Source organism: Nonomuraea sp. NPDC049152, assembly GCF_040648355.1.
In the GTDB taxonomy this organism is placed as follows: Bacteria; Actinomycetota; Actinomycetes; order Streptosporangiales; family Streptosporangiaceae; genus Nonomuraea.
Genome location: NZ_JBEZDO010000010.1, coordinates 1 through 14,571, shown reverse-complemented (window position 1 = coordinate 14,571; position 14,571 = coordinate 1). Strand labels below are relative to the sequence as shown.

The 14,571-nt window shown below is 69.3% G+C and carries 16 protein-coding genes and 1 pseudogene; 6 read left to right on the top strand and 11 right to left on the bottom strand.

The features are described 5' to 3' along the window. Window positions 1-164 precede the first annotated feature (164 nt). The 3 genes and pseudogenes from AB0B45_RS19545 to AB0B45_RS19535 all read left to right on the top strand — a co-directional run. Window positions 165-614: a hypothetical protein gene (locus AB0B45_RS19545; RefSeq protein WP_358132257.1), complete on the top strand. Its 450-nt coding sequence runs from the start codon at window positions 165-167 to the stop codon at window positions 612-614. Window positions 615-744: 130 nt separating this feature from the next. Further along, the gene (locus tag AB0B45_RS19540; RefSeq protein WP_358132256.1) at window positions 745-1,155 is read left to right on the top strand and encodes an STAS domain-containing protein; all 411 of its coding nucleotides are present in this window, start codon (window positions 745-747) and stop codon (window positions 1,153-1,155) included. Between the two features lie 81 nt (window positions 1,156-1,236). Beyond that, window positions 1,237-1,449: pseudogene (locus AB0B45_RS19535) on the top strand (alpha/beta fold hydrolase); the annotation flags it as partial. 99 nt (window positions 1,450-1,548) lie between these two features. Here AB0B45_RS19535 and AB0B45_RS19530 read toward each other — a convergent pair. The 7 genes from AB0B45_RS19530 to AB0B45_RS19500 all read right to left on the bottom strand — a co-directional run bounded on the left by AB0B45_RS19530 (window position 1,549) and on the right by AB0B45_RS19500 (window position 8,955). Further along, the gene (locus AB0B45_RS19530) at window positions 1,549-1,884 is read right to left on the bottom strand and encodes a putative quinol monooxygenase (protein WP_358132254.1); all 336 of its coding nucleotides are present in this window, start codon (window positions 1,882-1,884) and stop codon (window positions 1,549-1,551) included. Window positions 1,885-2,123: 239 nt separating this feature from the next. After that, complete coding sequence (locus AB0B45_RS19525; RefSeq protein WP_358132252.1) at window positions 2,124-2,873, bottom strand: SDR family oxidoreductase; 750 nt, start codon at window positions 2,871-2,873, stop codon at window positions 2,124-2,126. Window positions 2,874-3,059: 186 nt separating this feature from the next. Beyond that, window positions 3,060-5,756, bottom strand: a complete 2,697-nt coding sequence (locus AB0B45_RS19520; protein WP_358132250.1) for an AAA family ATPase — start codon at window positions 5,754-5,756, stop codon at window positions 3,060-3,062. Window positions 5,757-5,805: 49 nt separating this feature from the next. Further along, on the bottom strand, window positions 5,806-6,471 hold the full coding sequence (locus AB0B45_RS19515) for an AIM24 family protein (protein ID WP_358132249.1): 666 nt from the start codon (window positions 6,469-6,471) through the stop codon (window positions 5,806-5,808). 84 nt (window positions 6,472-6,555) lie between these two features. Next, window positions 6,556-6,756, bottom strand: coding sequence for a DUF5708 family protein (locus tag AB0B45_RS19510; protein ID WP_358132247.1), 201 nt, complete (start codon window positions 6,754-6,756; stop codon window positions 6,556-6,558). Between the two features lie 266 nt (window positions 6,757-7,022). Then, window positions 7,023-7,922 (bottom strand): SPFH domain-containing protein, encoded by a 900-nt coding sequence (locus AB0B45_RS19505; RefSeq protein WP_358132245.1) that lies wholly within the window; start codon window positions 7,920-7,922, stop codon window positions 7,023-7,025. A 61-nt stretch (window positions 7,923-7,983) separates the two neighbouring features. Continuing rightward, entirely contained in the window at window positions 7,984-8,955 is a 972-nt protein-coding gene (locus tag AB0B45_RS19500; RefSeq protein WP_358132244.1) for a CapA family protein, read from the bottom strand. A gap of 152 nt (window positions 8,956-9,107) precedes the next feature. On the opposite strand from AB0B45_RS19500, the gene AB0B45_RS19495 reads away from it, so the two are divergent. Both AB0B45_RS19495 and AB0B45_RS19490 read left to right on the top strand, forming a co-directional pair. Next, the gene (locus AB0B45_RS19495) at window positions 9,108-9,239 is read left to right on the top strand and encodes a hypothetical protein (protein WP_358132242.1); all 132 of its coding nucleotides are present in this window, start codon (window positions 9,108-9,110) and stop codon (window positions 9,237-9,239) included. A gap of 8 nt (window positions 9,240-9,247) precedes the next feature. Then, window positions 9,248-11,449, top strand: coding sequence for a transglycosylase domain-containing protein (locus AB0B45_RS19490; protein WP_358132240.1), 2,202 nt, complete (start codon window positions 9,248-9,250; stop codon window positions 11,447-11,449). A 190-nt stretch (window positions 11,450-11,639) separates the two neighbouring features. Here AB0B45_RS19490 and AB0B45_RS19485 read toward each other — a convergent pair whose 3' ends face one another. The 3 genes from AB0B45_RS19485 to AB0B45_RS19475 all read right to left on the bottom strand — a co-directional run bounded on the left by AB0B45_RS19485 (window position 11,640) and on the right by AB0B45_RS19475 (window position 13,350). Further along, the gene (locus AB0B45_RS19485; RefSeq protein WP_358132238.1) at window positions 11,640-12,248 is read right to left on the bottom strand and encodes an SRPBCC family protein; all 609 of its coding nucleotides are present in this window, start codon (window positions 12,246-12,248) and stop codon (window positions 11,640-11,642) included. Continuing rightward, window positions 12,245-12,598: a metalloregulator ArsR/SmtB family transcription factor gene (locus AB0B45_RS19480; RefSeq protein ID WP_358132236.1), complete on the bottom strand. Its 354-nt coding sequence runs from the start codon at window positions 12,596-12,598 to the stop codon at window positions 12,245-12,247. The genes AB0B45_RS19485 and AB0B45_RS19480 overlap by 4 nt, the downstream gene beginning before the upstream one ends. 125 nt (window positions 12,599-12,723) lie before the next feature. Continuing rightward, the gene (locus AB0B45_RS19475; RefSeq protein ID WP_358132235.1) at window positions 12,724-13,350 is read right to left on the bottom strand and encodes a DUF1345 domain-containing protein; all 627 of its coding nucleotides are present in this window, start codon (window positions 13,348-13,350) and stop codon (window positions 12,724-12,726) included. A gap of 358 nt (window positions 13,351-13,708) precedes the next feature. Between AB0B45_RS19475 and AB0B45_RS19470 the strand changes: the two genes are divergently transcribed. After that, window positions 13,709-13,984, top strand: a complete 276-nt coding sequence (locus AB0B45_RS19470) for a GlsB/YeaQ/YmgE family stress response membrane protein (RefSeq protein WP_358132233.1) — start codon at window positions 13,709-13,711, stop codon at window positions 13,982-13,984. 373 nt (window positions 13,985-14,357) lie between these two features. On the opposite strand, the gene AB0B45_RS19465 is transcribed toward AB0B45_RS19470, so the two are convergent. Further along, a complete protein-coding gene (locus tag AB0B45_RS19465; RefSeq protein ID WP_358132715.1) occupies window positions 14,358-14,447 on the bottom strand; it encodes an STAS domain-containing protein in 90 nt (29 codons plus the stop codon). Between the last annotated feature and the right edge of the window lie 124 nt (window positions 14,448-14,571).

Below are 14,571 nucleotides of genomic sequence, written 5' to 3'. Positions count from 1 at the left end.
GAGCCCGAGATGAGGGGGGCGCCGAGCAGGCCGTACGCGGGCGCGATGGCCGACGCCGGAGGCAGCGGCAGCCCCACACCGTGAACCCCCATCACCCCGTGCTGGCCGCGTTCTTCAAGCAGTGAATTGTCGCATGCCGTCCCCGGTGAGAAGATTGAGATGCCATGCCCACGGATATAGCCGTCATTCTCAATGATCAGCCGGGTGAGCTGGCCCGCCTAGGGGAGGTCACCGGCGAGTCCGGCGTGAACATCCAGGGTCTTGCGGCCTTCACGGGTGAAGGCAAGGGCGTCGTCCACGTGCTCGTCGACGACGAGGCCGCGGACAGATGCCGAGAGGCCCTCGAAAGCGCGGGCATGGGGATCGCGGACGAGCGCCCGGTCCTGGTGGTGGACATCGCCGACCGGCCAGGGACACTCGGCGAGCTGGCCAGACAGCTCGCCGACGCGAACGTCAACATCGACCTCGCCTACACCGTCTTCGGCGGCGTGAAGATCGTGATCGCCACCGACGACCTGGAGAACGCGCGCTCGGCGCTCGAATGGCCCGCGGATCATGCCGCGACCACGCGCCGGGGGCCGGATACGCCGAGCATCTGGGATCAGGCCGAGTGAACGGCTGTAGCACGCCGGAGCCGGCGCACTCCTGTCGGCCAGGCCACCAAAGGCTCACCAGTTAGCCAATATCCGCCTGATCTGGCATTTCTCCGCGGTGGCGGGAAGGGGACCACCAGGAGGTGGCCACATGGATACCGCCAGGTCGTCGCGGAGGATCTCCGCGCTACGCGTAGGCGTGCAGCCGTCGCCGACGGGAACGGTGGTGACGCTCCACGGAGACCTGGACGCGGCCACCACTGGGCTGCTGGCCGACGAACTCCGGCCGGTGTACGCCGAACCTCATCCACCACCGGTGATCATTGACTTGTCCGACCTTCAGTTCTGCGACTCCTCCGGGCTCGGAGAGCTGCTGGTGACCTGGAGACGGATGCAGCGCTCCGGTGGCAAGTTGGCGCTCAGTGGCGTGCACGGGATCTGCGAGCGGCTCCTGCACAGGACGGGCGTGCACCACATCTTCGCCATCTACGCGACGGTGACGGAGGCGCAAGCGGCTCTCGCGGCGTCGAGGCTCTCGCGGCAGGCTCCGCATCTGTCCTGATCGGCCGCCTCACACCCCGACCTGCCTCCGCCCGCCGAGGGGCGCCTGTTTGAGCGGCGATCACGGGGCAGATGCGACCACATGTTCGATGACTTCACGACGGACACGATCGAGGTCGGCGAGGCGGAGCTGTTCGTCCGGCACGGCGGCTCGGGAACTCCCGTGCTGCTCCTGCACGGCCACCCCCGCACGCACGCCACGTGACATCGGGTGGCGCCGCTGCTCGCTTCTGACCACTTCGTCGTCTGCCCGGATCTCCGGGGGTATGGCCGCTCCTCCAAACCGCCCACCACGAACCGGTCCGTGCCGTCGGTGGTGTCCCGGCATGAGCGGCGGTGCGGCAGAAGGACCCCGCCCTCCCCTCCCCCGGCATCGCTCGGCGTCACTGGCGGCCTACGGGCGGTCCTCGGGCACCGCCATCTCACCGAGGAGCGACCAGTCCTGCTGCGGAACGTTCGCGTTCATGATCCGCGGCGTCTCGGCCAGATACGGAGGAAGCGTCTGCTGGGCCTTCCTGAAGTGCTCGGACCGGACGTGAGCGGCCCCCGCCTCGTCGTCGCGGAAGGCCTCGACCAGGACGTACTCATCGGGCTCCTCGATGCTGCGCGACCAGTCGAACCACAGGCATCCTGGCTCGCCGCGAGTCGCCCTGGTGAACTCATCGGTGATCGCCGGGAACCGGTCGGCGTGCTCCGGCAGAACGCGGAACTTCGCGGTGATGAAGATCATTTGATGCTCGCTCCTTCGGCTCGGAACACGTCACGATGCCCAGCGAGACCCTCCCGCCGGCCACCCACGTCTCGCGCGAGGAAGGACGGCTCCGGCCTGCGCTCCACGTCCCGCCGATGATGTCACCCGATGTCCCTTCATGGCGACGCGACGAGCCGATCACCGGTCAGGGAGAGGCGGCGTGCCGCCGCTCCCTGACCGGTGATCGGAGAGTTCCAGTCCGGGGTCCTCGACGGTGCTCAGTCGACGAAGGCGCCGCAGGACATGTTCACCTGCGTGGAGGTCAGGGATCTGGCGTGCTCGGAGGCCAGGAACGCGGCGACCCTGCCGACGTCGTCCAGCGTCGCGGCCCTCTTGAGGAGGGTGGCGTCGATCATCTTCTGCTTGTACGGCGCGATCTCGGGAAGGTCGGGCATGCCCTCGGGGATCCCGCCGGTCCGCATCGAGAGGACGCGGACGGAGTGCGGGCCGAGTTCGCAGGCCCACTGGCGGCGCAGGGCCTCGACCAGGTCGCAGCCGACCTGCACGGTGCCCAGGCCGGGCGAGGAGTTGGTGGGGTCGGAGCCGCCGAAGTGCAGGATGACGCCCGAGCCCTGCTTGACCATGTGCCTAGCGGCGGCCTTGGTGGTCAGCAGGAACGAGCGCGCGACCTTCTCCATCGCCCGCCCGAAGTCGGCGACGGGCATGTCGAGCAGCGGGATGAACAGGGCGTCCTGAGAGATGAGGTTCACCGAGACGTCGACGCTGCCGGCCTGTGCCGCGATGGAGTCGACCCAGCCGTTGACGGCGGCCTCGTCCAGGGCGTCCACGATCGCCGTCTCGGCCAGGCCGCCGTCGCGGCGGATCTCCTCGGCCACTGCGTCGAGCTTGCCGGGGGTACGGCCGGCGAGGAAGACTCTCGCTCCCTCGGCGGCGAAGGCCCGCGCCATCGCCCCGCCGATGGTCCCGCCGCCACCGTAGATCACCGCGGTCTTGTTCTCCAGAAGCATTCCTGTCTCCGTCCGTCGGTTCGGTGGCTCGAATCTAGGAGCGGAACGGCAGGGCGGGCATCGGGCGGTTGACCGTACGGGGAGACCCGCTGATCAGGACGGCCGGCGAAGGCGACGCCGTACCCGATCACGGTCCGGGTCCTGTCCTGCAACGGGCCGCGGGTAAGTACGTCGACTGATACGGGCTCACAGGTCGAGCTGCGTGAGCTCCATCCGGCGGGTCACGCCGATCTTCGGGTAGGCCCGGTAGAGGTGGTGGCCCACGGTCCGGGGGCTGAGGTACAGCCGCGCCGCGATCTCCCGGTTGCTGTATCCGGCCGCGGCCAGCCGTACGACCTGGAGTTCCTGCGGGGTCAGCCGATGGAGTGGGTCATCGGCCTGGGCGCGGGCCACCGGCCGGTCGCCGAGTACGGTCAGCTCGGCGCGGGCGCGCTCGGCCCATCGCGCCGCGCCGAGGCGGGCGAAGGCGTCCTCCGCCTGGACCAGGATGGCGCGGGCCTCGGAGCGGCGGCGCTGTCGGCGCAGCCATTCGCCGTAGGCGAGCCTGGTCCGCGCGAGCTCATAGGGCCGGCCGGGGATGAGGTCCAGCGCGGCCCGATAGTGCTCCTCGGCCTGGTCTCCGTCGCCGAGCATGGCCTGACAACGCAGCTCGAGCGCGCTGCCGAGGACGTTGTGCTCGGCCCAGGCCGCCAAGGTCGGCAGGTACCGCCGGGCGAGGTCGGCGCGTCCGGATCGCACCGCGGCTTCCACGTGATCCGGGACGGCCCGGATGAGCAGATCGTGCCGGGCGGGTCCCGCGCACACCGCGTCGAGCCGTTCGAGCGCCTGCTCGCAGCGCCCGTCGGCGAGGTCGAGCAGGCCCACACCCCACGAGGCGAGGGCCGCGTTGGTGGGGTGTAATGCAGCGTGATCCAGTACCTCGCCGGCCAGCGCACGGCACTGGGCGGCGTCACCGGTCACCGCGGCGAGCCACACCGAGATGGCCTTCAGTACGGTCACCTGCATGTCCATGCCGATGTCCGACGCCAGCGAGGTGCCCTCGGCGACGTCGGCACTGGCGCCACGGAAGTCACCACGCAGCAGCCGTCCGATCGCCAGGGGCTCCAGCACGTAGGGAAGCCAGCCGAGCGACCCCGCCGCCCTGACGTCGGCGGCCAGCGACTCCAGCACCTCCGTCGCCGCCTCGTCGTCGGCGATCAGCAGGCCCATGAACCCGGCGATCACCCGCTCCACGAAGTCCTGGACGGTTCCGGCCTGGACGGCCTCCACCAGCGCGCGCATCGGCGCGACGGCCGGGCCGGGTTCCCCCTCACTGAGCCTCCCGTAGCCGATCAGTGCGGCGGCGACCGGCGTGAGCGCTGAGCCCTCGGGCAGCCGGACGGTCTCCAGCTGGGTGACGCTACGCCGGAGGAGATCGTGCGCGCAGGCGTCACGGGCCGCCCACACCGCCTCGGTCAGCATGGACACGGCCCGCTCCGGATCGCTCCGGGTGATCAGCACGGCGCCCTCCAGCGCCAGAGCCGCGTCGGCGGCGGGAGAGGTACGTTCGTACTCGACCTGCGCGCGTACGTAGGCCGCCTCGGCGACGACGCCGGGCTCAGCGGTGAGGGCCGCGGCCTCGGTCGCGAGCCGGGTCGCCCAGTCCGGGCGGCCCGCGTCGTAGGCCGACCGCGCCGCGCGGACGATGCGCTGGGCCTTGCCTTCCCGGTCGGCGCTGAGCCGGGCGGCACGTTCGTACGCCGAGGCGACGGCCACCGTCCCGCCACGGTGCCTGGCGCGTTCGGCGGTGCGTTCCAGCTCGCCCGCGACCTCCTCATCGGGGCCGGTGGCGGCGGCTGCGCGGTGCCAGGTCCTGCGGTCGGCGTCCGCTGTGGCCGACAGTGCCTCGGCCAGCGCTCTGTGCGCGGCGATGCGCTGGTGGTGGGGGGCGCTCTGGTAGGCCACCGCCCGGATGAGCGGATGACGGAACCGGATCTCGTCCCCTGACGTGACGACGAGCCGCGCCTCCTCTGCCGGGCCGAGATCGGCAGGGGACGCCCCGAGAGTCTCGCCCGCCCGCAGGACCACACCGAGTTCGGCGGTGCCGTCGGCCGCCGCCAGGAGGAGGAGCAGCCGGGTGGCCGCGGGCAGTTCCCCCAGCTGGAGCCGGAAGGCGTCCATGATGCGGCCGGTGACCCGCAGCGGGCCTGCCTGCTCGACGAGGCCGTCCTTCAGCGCGTGCGCCAGCTCGATCAGGGCCAGCGGGTTGCCGCCCGCCTCGTCCATGAGCCTGTCGCGGACCGGGACTGTCAGCTCGGGCGCGCATTCCGCCAGCAGGTCCATGGCGGAGGCGCGGTCCAGTCCGTCCAGTCGCATGATGTCGATCCCGGGGGTGGGGAAGGGCTGCACGGTGTCGCGAACCGCGAAAACCATCGCGATCGGATCGTCGTGAAGCCGCCGTGCCGCGAAGAACAGCGCGTCCGAGGAGGCCCGGTCCAGCCACTGGGCGTCGTCGAGCAGGCACACCAGCGGTCGCTGCGCCGCCAGGTCCGACAGCAGGGTGAGCGTCGCGGCGCCGATGAGGAACGGGTCGCGCACCGGCACCTGCGCCAGCCCGAACGCCGACCGCATGGCCTCCGCCTGCTGACCAGGCAACACCTCCAGCCGGTCGGCGAACGGATGCAGCAGCAGGTGCAGGCCGCTGAACGGAAGCTCGGCCTCGGACTCGATGCCGACTCCCCGCAGCACCCGCATCCCGTGGGCAGCCGACGCGAGATCGTCGAGCAGCGCGGACTTGCCGATCCCCGCGTCGCCCCGCACCACCAGCGCCCCGCTCCGCCCGCCCCTGGCGTCCGCGAGCATCCGCTCCAGCCGATCCCGCTCGGGGCCGCGACCTTTCAGCATGAGGGCACAGTAGCGTCGTCGTCGGCGTCTCCGCCTTCACGTGCGAGTGCTACTGCGCCTGGACCACCGGCGGACCCTCGCTCGCCTGCACCAGAACGAATCCCTGCCCCCTGAAAGCCAGCTGCATGGCCTCACCGCTGCCACGTCCGATCAGCGCGCCGACCTTCATCGTGCGGTTGACCCCCACGTCCAGGTCGGCGCTCCAGCACACGGCGGACTGGCCGTCGGCGAAGGTCGGCATCCGCGAGGTGTCGAGGAGCACGGGTGCGCCGTGGGCGGTGACCGCGACCCAACCGGTGCCCTTGATCGTCATGTTGAACAGGCCGCCGGCGGCGACGCCCGCACCCTGCACGCGTTTGATGTCCCAGGTGAGCGGGGCGTCGAAGGCCAGAAGATTGCGGCCGTTGACGGTGAGTGCCTCGTTCTCGAGGTAGAACAGGTGGATGTCGTCGGCGTTGTCGGCCAGGAACAGCAGCCCCTGCCCCCTGACGCGCATCAGCGGCGCGCCCTCGCCGGTGACCATCTTCTTGAACAGCTTTCCGACCCCGCCCGCTCCCTCGTAGTCGAAGTCCATCTGCCCCTGGAAGGCGACCATCGAGCCCTGCCTGGCGAGCACCTCGTGGGGCAGTTGGACGCGGAGCATCTTGGAGTTCTGCAGGGCGAAGTTGGCCGGGACCTGCTGGGTGTCCAGGTTTCCGAAGAGCGCGCTGCGCATGAAGGCCCCTTTCGACAGGCGTGGTCGACATGGTGATGACGAATGGGCCAAGGCTCCGGTTCCTGCGGTGCGATCGCCTCGCTTCTAGCGTCGCACCTCGCTGTCGCCGCGCACGGTCTTGTAGAGCCCGTACAGGACCTCCAGTCCGCCGATGACCATCAGGACCATGCCCACCTTCGTCGGCGTGAACACGACGATCTCGACGTCGAGTCCGAACAGCCACAGCGCCAACCCGGCCACGAAGGTGGCCAGACCGGTGAGGAGCGTCTTGCGGGCAGGGGCCATGAGGACCTCTTTCGATCATGGGGGGACGCGGCGCCCCGCTCTGCGGCAACGCTAGCGAAGCGCCGCGATGAGAGGCTTCCTGCGCCTTGAGGAGATCGGACTACATCTTTCGGGTGACACCGGCGACCAAGAAATCGTTTCCACGCCGGCCTCGAGTGGCGCGGTCGCTCCCGGCGAGAGGCGCATGACGATCCGGCGGCGAGCGGGCTCGTCCCGCCGTCGCCGCTGCCATCGACTGCGTCCGGCACTGCGAGCGGGCAGGCTGCCTACCGCCGGTCGGCCTCCTCTCCCGCGCGGCGAGCGAAGGACTCGCGCACGACCTCGTCGGCCGGTGCCAGCTCCGGGATGGCCGAGTCGGCCAGTTCCCGCCGTTCCCCGGATTCCTCCCGCGGCTTCTCGGCGCCGTGTTCCGCGGTACGCGGGGCACGGTCGAAGAAGCGCAGCAGCTCCACCGGCAGCGGCATGACCAGCGTGGAGGACTTCTCCGCCGCGACCTCCACCACGGTCTGCAGGAGTCGCAGCTGGAGCGCCCCCGGGGTCTCGGACATGATGGCCGATGCCTCGGCGAGCTTCCGCGCGGCCTGGAACTCGCCTTCCGCGGTGATCACGCGGGCCCGCCGTTCCCTTTCCGCCTCGGCCTGCCTGGCCACGGAACGCTTCATGGACTCGGGCAGCTGGACGTCCTTGATCTCCACGCGGTCGATGTGGATGCCCCAGCCGAGCGCGGGGCTGTCGATCATCAGGGCCAGGCCCCTGTTCAGCTCCTCACGGTTGGACAGCAGGTCGTCCAGCTCACTCTTGCCGATGATCGAGCGGAGCGAGGTCTGCGCCACCTGCTCCACCGCGAACAGGTAGTTCTGCACCTCGACGGCCGCCCTCAGCGGGTCCTGCACCCGGAAGTAGGCGACGGCGTCGACTTGAACGGAGACGTTGTCACGGGTGATGCCCTCCTGGGTGGGCACCGGCATCGTGACGATCTGCACGTTCACCTTCCTCATCCGGTCCACGCCCGAAATGATGAAGTTGAGCCCTGGCTGGCGGATCTTCTGCTGTGCCTGGCCGAAGCGGAAGACCACGCCGCGCTCGATCTGGTTGATGATTCTGATGCCGCTGACCGCCCAGATGATGAGGAGGGCGATCAGCCCGAGCACGATGTAGATGATCATGGGCCTGTCCTTCCAGTTCAAGGCTAGGTCCTGGCCGGGCCCGCGGAGACGCACAACATGGTCAAGAAATCCCTTGCCCGCGAACGGTCAGCACGCCCTGGTCGAGGCGGGCCTCGGTGCCCAGCTCCGCGCACGCGCCGATGAACCGCTCGCTGATCCACGCGTGTTCCCGCCCGCGCGCGAGCTCGGTCCTGCCGTACTCCAGCTTGATCGGTACGGCCCGCAGCCGCGCCACCCGCGGCCCGTCGAAGGTCACCAGGAACAGCAGCGACAGATCGTTGCGCAGCTCCGGATCCACCGCGTAGTCGTCGAGGAAGTCACCCAGGTCGAACAGCACCGGCATCGCCACACCGTGGGCGACGTGGGCGGAATGCCCCGCAACGAGCGTCGCCCCTGACAGCACCAGCGTCTCGGCCGCGGAGCGGACGTAGCGCAGCGGGCGGGCCGTCATGTTGGGACCCCAGTGCGGGGTGACCAGCACGACCTCGGCCCGCATGCCGGCCACGGACTCGACAAGCCAGGCCGGCACCCGGTCCGGCAGTTCGGCGTAGGCCACACCGGGCCGGTCGGGACGCGCCGCGAAATCGGGCGGGTGGTCGGTCACGCCGATCACCCCGATGCGCAGGCCGCCCGCGGACAGGATGACCGGTCGCCGCGCCTGGGCCTCGTCCGCACCGGCGCCCACCACCTGGATGCCCACCCGCTCCAGGTGATCGCGGGTGTCCAGCAACGCGTCGTAGCCGTAGTCCAGTGCGTGGTTGTTGGCCAGTGTGACGCAGCCGACGCCGAGTTCGGCGAGCAGCTCGGCGGCCTGCGGCGGCGCGCGGAAATGGAATGGCTTGCCGCGTGACGCCCACTTGTCACCCCGTGCGGAGACGCAGCATTCGAGGTTGAGCAGGAACAGATCGGCCTCTGCAAGGTGCTCGCGGACGCCGCCGGAGAGATACGCGGCGGGCTCGTGCGTGATCTCCAGCATGGCGGCGACGCCGCGCCCGAGCATCGTGTCACCCGCCAGCGCGAGTGTGACGGACATACCTGCGAACTACCCACCGAGTGAGCCGGGCACCGCAGGGAGCTGCATTCATATCCAAAACCATATTGATCTCTGCCTGATATCTTATTAGACATCAAAAGTCCTGTTCTGCTTTGCTGCTGCCCCTCCGGTAGTCGAGAGCAAGGACAGGCATGCGACACCTCCGCTTCCGCCGCCACCTGGCGTCGCAGGCACCCATGGCGAGCGGTGCGGGCGCCGCTACCCTGCCGCCGAAGCCCGCCGCCGTCCTCGCCCTCGCTCTCGCCCTCGGCAAGCTCTCCTAGGAGGCGACATGCTGAGACACGGGGAGAGTCGGTCGGCGACCGCGTCGAAGATCGTGCGCCTGGCCGCCGTCGGGGCGGCGGCGGGCGTGGTCGTGGCCGGGATCATGGCGCCCGCGGCCGGGGGCGTGGGCGTCGGCTTCATGGCGGCCACCGGCGAGCTGAACATCACGGCCGAGGAGTTGGCCGAGCCGCCACTGGCCGAGGTCACGATCGTGCAGGACAGCAAAGGCAACGAGATCGCCCGGTTCTACGAGGAGTACCGCGAGGTCGTCCCGCTCGACGAGGTCGCCGAGACCATGAAGACCGCGGTCGTCTCGATCGAGGACGACCGGTTCTACGAGCACGGCGCGATCGACCTCGAGGGCACGGCCCGCGCGTTCGCCAGAAACCTCCAGGCCGGTGGGGTGAGTCAGGGCGGGTCGAGCATCACCCAGCAGTACGTCAAGCAGGTGCTGCTCAACGCCGCCGACACCGACGAGGAGAAGAACAGCGCGCTGGCGGCCAGCTACGCGCGCAAGCTGAACGAGCTGCGCCACGCGATCGCGGTCGAGGAGAAGTACACCAAGGACGAGATCCTGGAGAAGTACCTCAACATCGCCTACTTCGGCGCCGGCGCGTACGGAGTCGAGGCGGCGGCCAAGCGGTTCTTCGGCGTCAAGGCGAAAGCGCTCACACTGCCGCAGGCGGCGACGCTGGCGGGCGCTCTGCAGGACCCCAACGCCACCGACCCCAACCTGGGCAGGAAGCAGCGCGAGCAGCTGCTGAAGCGGCGCAACGTCGTGCTGAGCAGGATGGCCGAGCTCGGCGAGATCACGTCGGCCGAGGCCGCGCAGGCGAAGGCCACCAGGCTGGGCTACAAAGGCACGAAGCTCCCCGGCGGCTGCGAGTCCAGCAAGTATCCGTACTTCTGCCTATACATCCGTCACGAGATCCTCAGCAACCCCGACTTCGGCAGGACGACCAAGGCCCGTCTCGCCTTCCTCAACCGCGGCGGGCTGACGATCAGGACGACGATCGACCCGGCCATGCAGGCGGCCGCGGACAAGGGAATCAGGAAGTGGGTGCGCGCCTCCGACGACCCGGTCGCCTCCGAGGCCCTGGTCCAGCCGGGCACCGGAGCGATCAAGGCGATGGCCGCCAGCCGGAAGTACGGCCGCAGCAAGGCCAGGACCGAGATGTCCTACAACCTCGTCGCCGACGCCGCGCACGGTGGCGCCGTCGGCTTCCAGGCCGGTTCCACGTTCAAGGTCTTCACCCTGCTCAACGCCCTGGCGAAGGGCATGAAGCTCGACGACGGCTTCACCGCCGGAGCCGGCTTCCGCGCCTCGGGCTACGCGGCGTTCAAGAACTGCAAGGGCGAGAACATCGGCGATCCGACCCACACCGTCACCAACGACGAGGGCAGCCCCGGCTGGAAGACCCTGCGGACCGGTACCTGGAATTCGGTGAACACGTTCTTCATGATGCTGGAGCAGCGGGCCGGGCTGTGTGACACGGTCAAGACCGCCAAGTCGCTGGGCATCCGCCGCTCCGACGGGGGCAGGCTCCAGGAGTACGAGACGTTCACGCTCGGCATCAACGAGATGGATCCGGTGACCGTGGCCAACGCGTACGCCGCGATCGGCGCCCGCGGCAGGTACTGCGCGCCGATGGCGATCACCCGGATCACCGACCGGGACGGCAGGACCACCTCGTATCAGCCCAAGTGCCGCCAGGCGCTCGACCCCGAGGTCGCCGACGCGGCGGCCGAGGTGCTGTCCGGCGTGTTCACGCAGGGCACGATGCGAGCCGTTGGCGGCATCGGCCGCGACGCGGCGGGCAAGACCGGCACCACCGACGACTACGCCGCCGCGTGGTTCGCCGGGTTCACCCCTGACCTGGCGGGCGCGGTCAGCATCGGCGACCCGCGAGGTTCACAGGAGCACAAGCTGAAGGGCGTCACGATCGGCGGCCGGTACTACGGCGCGGTCCTGGGCGGCAGCCTCCCTGGGCCGATCTGGAAGGACACGATGCTCGCGGCGCTGCGGAACGTCCCGGCGACGCCGTTCACGCCGATCGACTCGGCGCGGTTCCGTGGCTGCGAGCACAACTGCCGGCCCACGCCGTCCCCCTCGGAGGGCGACGCCGCCGAGGAAGCCGGTGAGGACACCACCGACGGTGAAGGCACCGCTCACGGTGAAGACGCCACTGACGGTGACAACGGACGGTGACGCGCTCGCCGGCCACGACCCGCTGAGCGCTCTCCGGACTCGGCCGAGCAGGCAGGTCAGGAGAGCGCCTGACATGCGGATCCAAGGACGCGTCACCCCGAGTGGGCGCCACCGCCGGGAATCGCCCGGAGGTCGGCGAGTGATTCGTGTCCGGCTCAACTGCGACGTGACCACCCGACCCGGTGCAGCACTAGTCGATCCCGGGGGCGAACTGGTCGAGCGCGACCTGCCTGCCCGCCGCGATCTCCTCGGCGGTAGCGGTGCCCGACTCCTCGATCGCCGACGTCCAGGCCAGCACCGACTCCTTGGAGAAGCGCTGAGCCTCCTCGGAGTTGGCCGCCTCCACCGGGTCGGTGGCCATCTCGCCGCGCAGGAACAGATCCAGGCCCAGCAGAGCACCGTCCCAGCCGGGGCCGACGTAGAAGGCGCCCGCGCCGCTGACCGCCATCGCGATCGGGACCGTGTGCTCGAACTCGAAGTCGGTGTGCTCGTCGCCGTTCGCGCGCAGCCGTACCTCCACGATGCTGCTCGCGTCACCGAAGGTGGCCTTGAAGCGGTACGGCGGGTCGCACTCGAGGATCTCGCCGCCGGCGTTGCCTTCGAGCTGGAACGTTCCCCCCACGCGCAGGTCGCCGCTGATGGGCATGAGCCAGCGCTTGATGCGGTCGGGGTCGGTGAGAGCGTCCCAGACGTCCTCGACCGCCGCGTCGTAGGTGCGGCCCATGACGACGGTCACGCTCTCGTCATCTCGCCTGACGCCGCGGTTCGTGGCGTTGATCTGGGCCAGGATGTCGATCATTTCGCTCTCTTCTCTTCCGTGGTCTTACGGCGCTCGCGCTTGCCCCTCGCGAGCTCGGTCGCCAGGGCGTCGAGGTGCTGGTTCCAGAAGTGGCGGAACTGCTCCAGCCAGACGTCGACCTCCCGCAGGGGCGCGGGGTTGACGAGGTAGATCCGCCGCACGCCCTCGGCCCGCACGCTGGCGAACCCGGAGTCGCGCAGTACGCGCAGGTGCTGGGATACGGCGGGCTGGGAGATGCCGAACTCCGCCTGGATGGCCGTGGTGAGCGAACCGGAGGTCTGCTCTCCATCAACCAGCAACTCCAGGATGCGGCGACGTACGGGATCACCGAGAACGTCGAAGGCGTGCATGCGGCAGACTATGCCAGGCACAGCTTATATAAGTCAATCCTTATATAGAGCCGGGTACCAACCCCTGCGGCGTACCGCGAGCCAGTGCGCGCCGACCGGACGACCCCCACAATCGCCGGGGCGTGCTACCTGCTGCTGAGGCTGGCCACCAGATTGACCGTGGTCGCCAGGATCCCCGTACCGAACAGATAGGACAGCAGCGCGTGGCGCAAGGTGGCACGACGTATCCGCGCGGAGCGAAGCGCGGTATCGGACACCTGGAACGTCATGCCGATCGTGAACGCGAGATAGGCGAAGTCGCTGTAGGTGGGCGGACCCGATTCGTTGAAGTCGATACCGCCGGCGGGTTCCGCGTAGTACAGATGTGCATACCGCAGCGTGAATACCGTATGGACCATCGCCCAGGACAGGATGACCGAGGTCAGAGCCAGTCCGACCTGGAGCAGTTCCGCCGCACCCTGCCTGTGCGTGGCGCTCACGAGGACGATGCCGACCGCGACCAGGCTCGCGACGGCCGCGCTCAGCAGCACTATGTCGGTGACGGCGCGGTCGGGATCCGTCGTGGTCGCCCGCCGCGCGGTTTCCGCGGCGTCACGCCGCAGAATCCCGGTCCAGATCCAGATCATATAGAACGCGCACGCGCTGTCCCAGCCCACGAGCACCGCCAGCGACACCGAACCGATCCAGCTGAACACAACAGCGACGGCCACGCCGAACAACGCGGACACCAGCCCCTCGACCTGGGCGGACACCCCGCGGCGTACTCGTGGCTCGCGTGGATGATCAGCACTGGTAGACAACACCATCACCATCCTGGCTCGCATTCGCGTATCCGTTTCAGCCGTAAGGAAGACTATCCGGGTCCGTTTCGCGCCAATTGGGTCATATAGGGCGGATTGTCCAGGTAGGCGGGACGCCAGATGGCCGGTTCCGTGAAGGTCGCCATGGCGGAACGCCCGACGAGCATGACCAGGGCGCGCGGGTCGGCGGACGCCGGGTCGGGGCAAGGACCCATCCATGAATTCGCGATCCAGAGGTGTGCGCCGGGTTCTGTCGGGCACTCGGTGATCGGCTTCATCCCCCAAGTGGTAACCGAGCAGGGAGTTGTGCATGACCGTCACGGGCATCATCACCGCCATCGTCATCGGCGCCATCATCGGCGCGCTGGGCCGCCTGGTCGTCCCCGGTAAGCAGAACATCCCGATCTGGCTGACCGTCGTGGTCGGCATCGTGGCCGCCTTCATCGGCACGGCCATCGCGGGCTCCTTCGGCGCCGCCGAGACCAGCGGCATCGACTGGATCGAGCTGCTGTTGCAGGTCGCCGTGGCCGCCGTCGGCGTCATCGTCACGGTGAGCCTGTACGGCAGGCGCGGCGTACGCCGATGACCCGTTCGACGCCCTGAAACGCATGCGATCGGCGCGATCAACCAGCCCCACCCCAGCGAGACCAGGGTGGGGCGTTGATCTGTCCGGCGCCCGCAGGGTAGCGGGACTCCTGGCGCCACTCCCTTCCGACCGTCGATCACCGGGAGATGGCTGGGCTATCAGGCGCCGCCTCGCCCACGCCGACAAGCCCGGTCGGGATCGCTCAGCCGTCTCACCCTGCCCCAAGCTGCGGCGAAGCGGTCGGCAGGCCCTGCACGGCCTCGGCCGCGGCGGGAGACAGCTCGAACACGGCGCTCAGTCCGGTGATCCGCAGAACCCGCATCGCCCGGGCACCGGCAAGGGCGATCATCCCGTGGCGGGTCGCGATGAGCGCTCACATGGCCGGCAGGATCCGGATGCCTGTGGAGTCGATGAACGACATCCCGCCCATATCGATGACCAGGTGCCGATGCCCGAGCCGTATCGGCTCCCCAGCCGGGCGGTGACGACCTGAGCTTGTTCTTTATCGTCCAGATTGTTGTGCTGAGCGGCGGGTTGATCGTTTCGCGGACAGCAAGACGGCCTTGAGTGATCATGTGCGGTGTCGA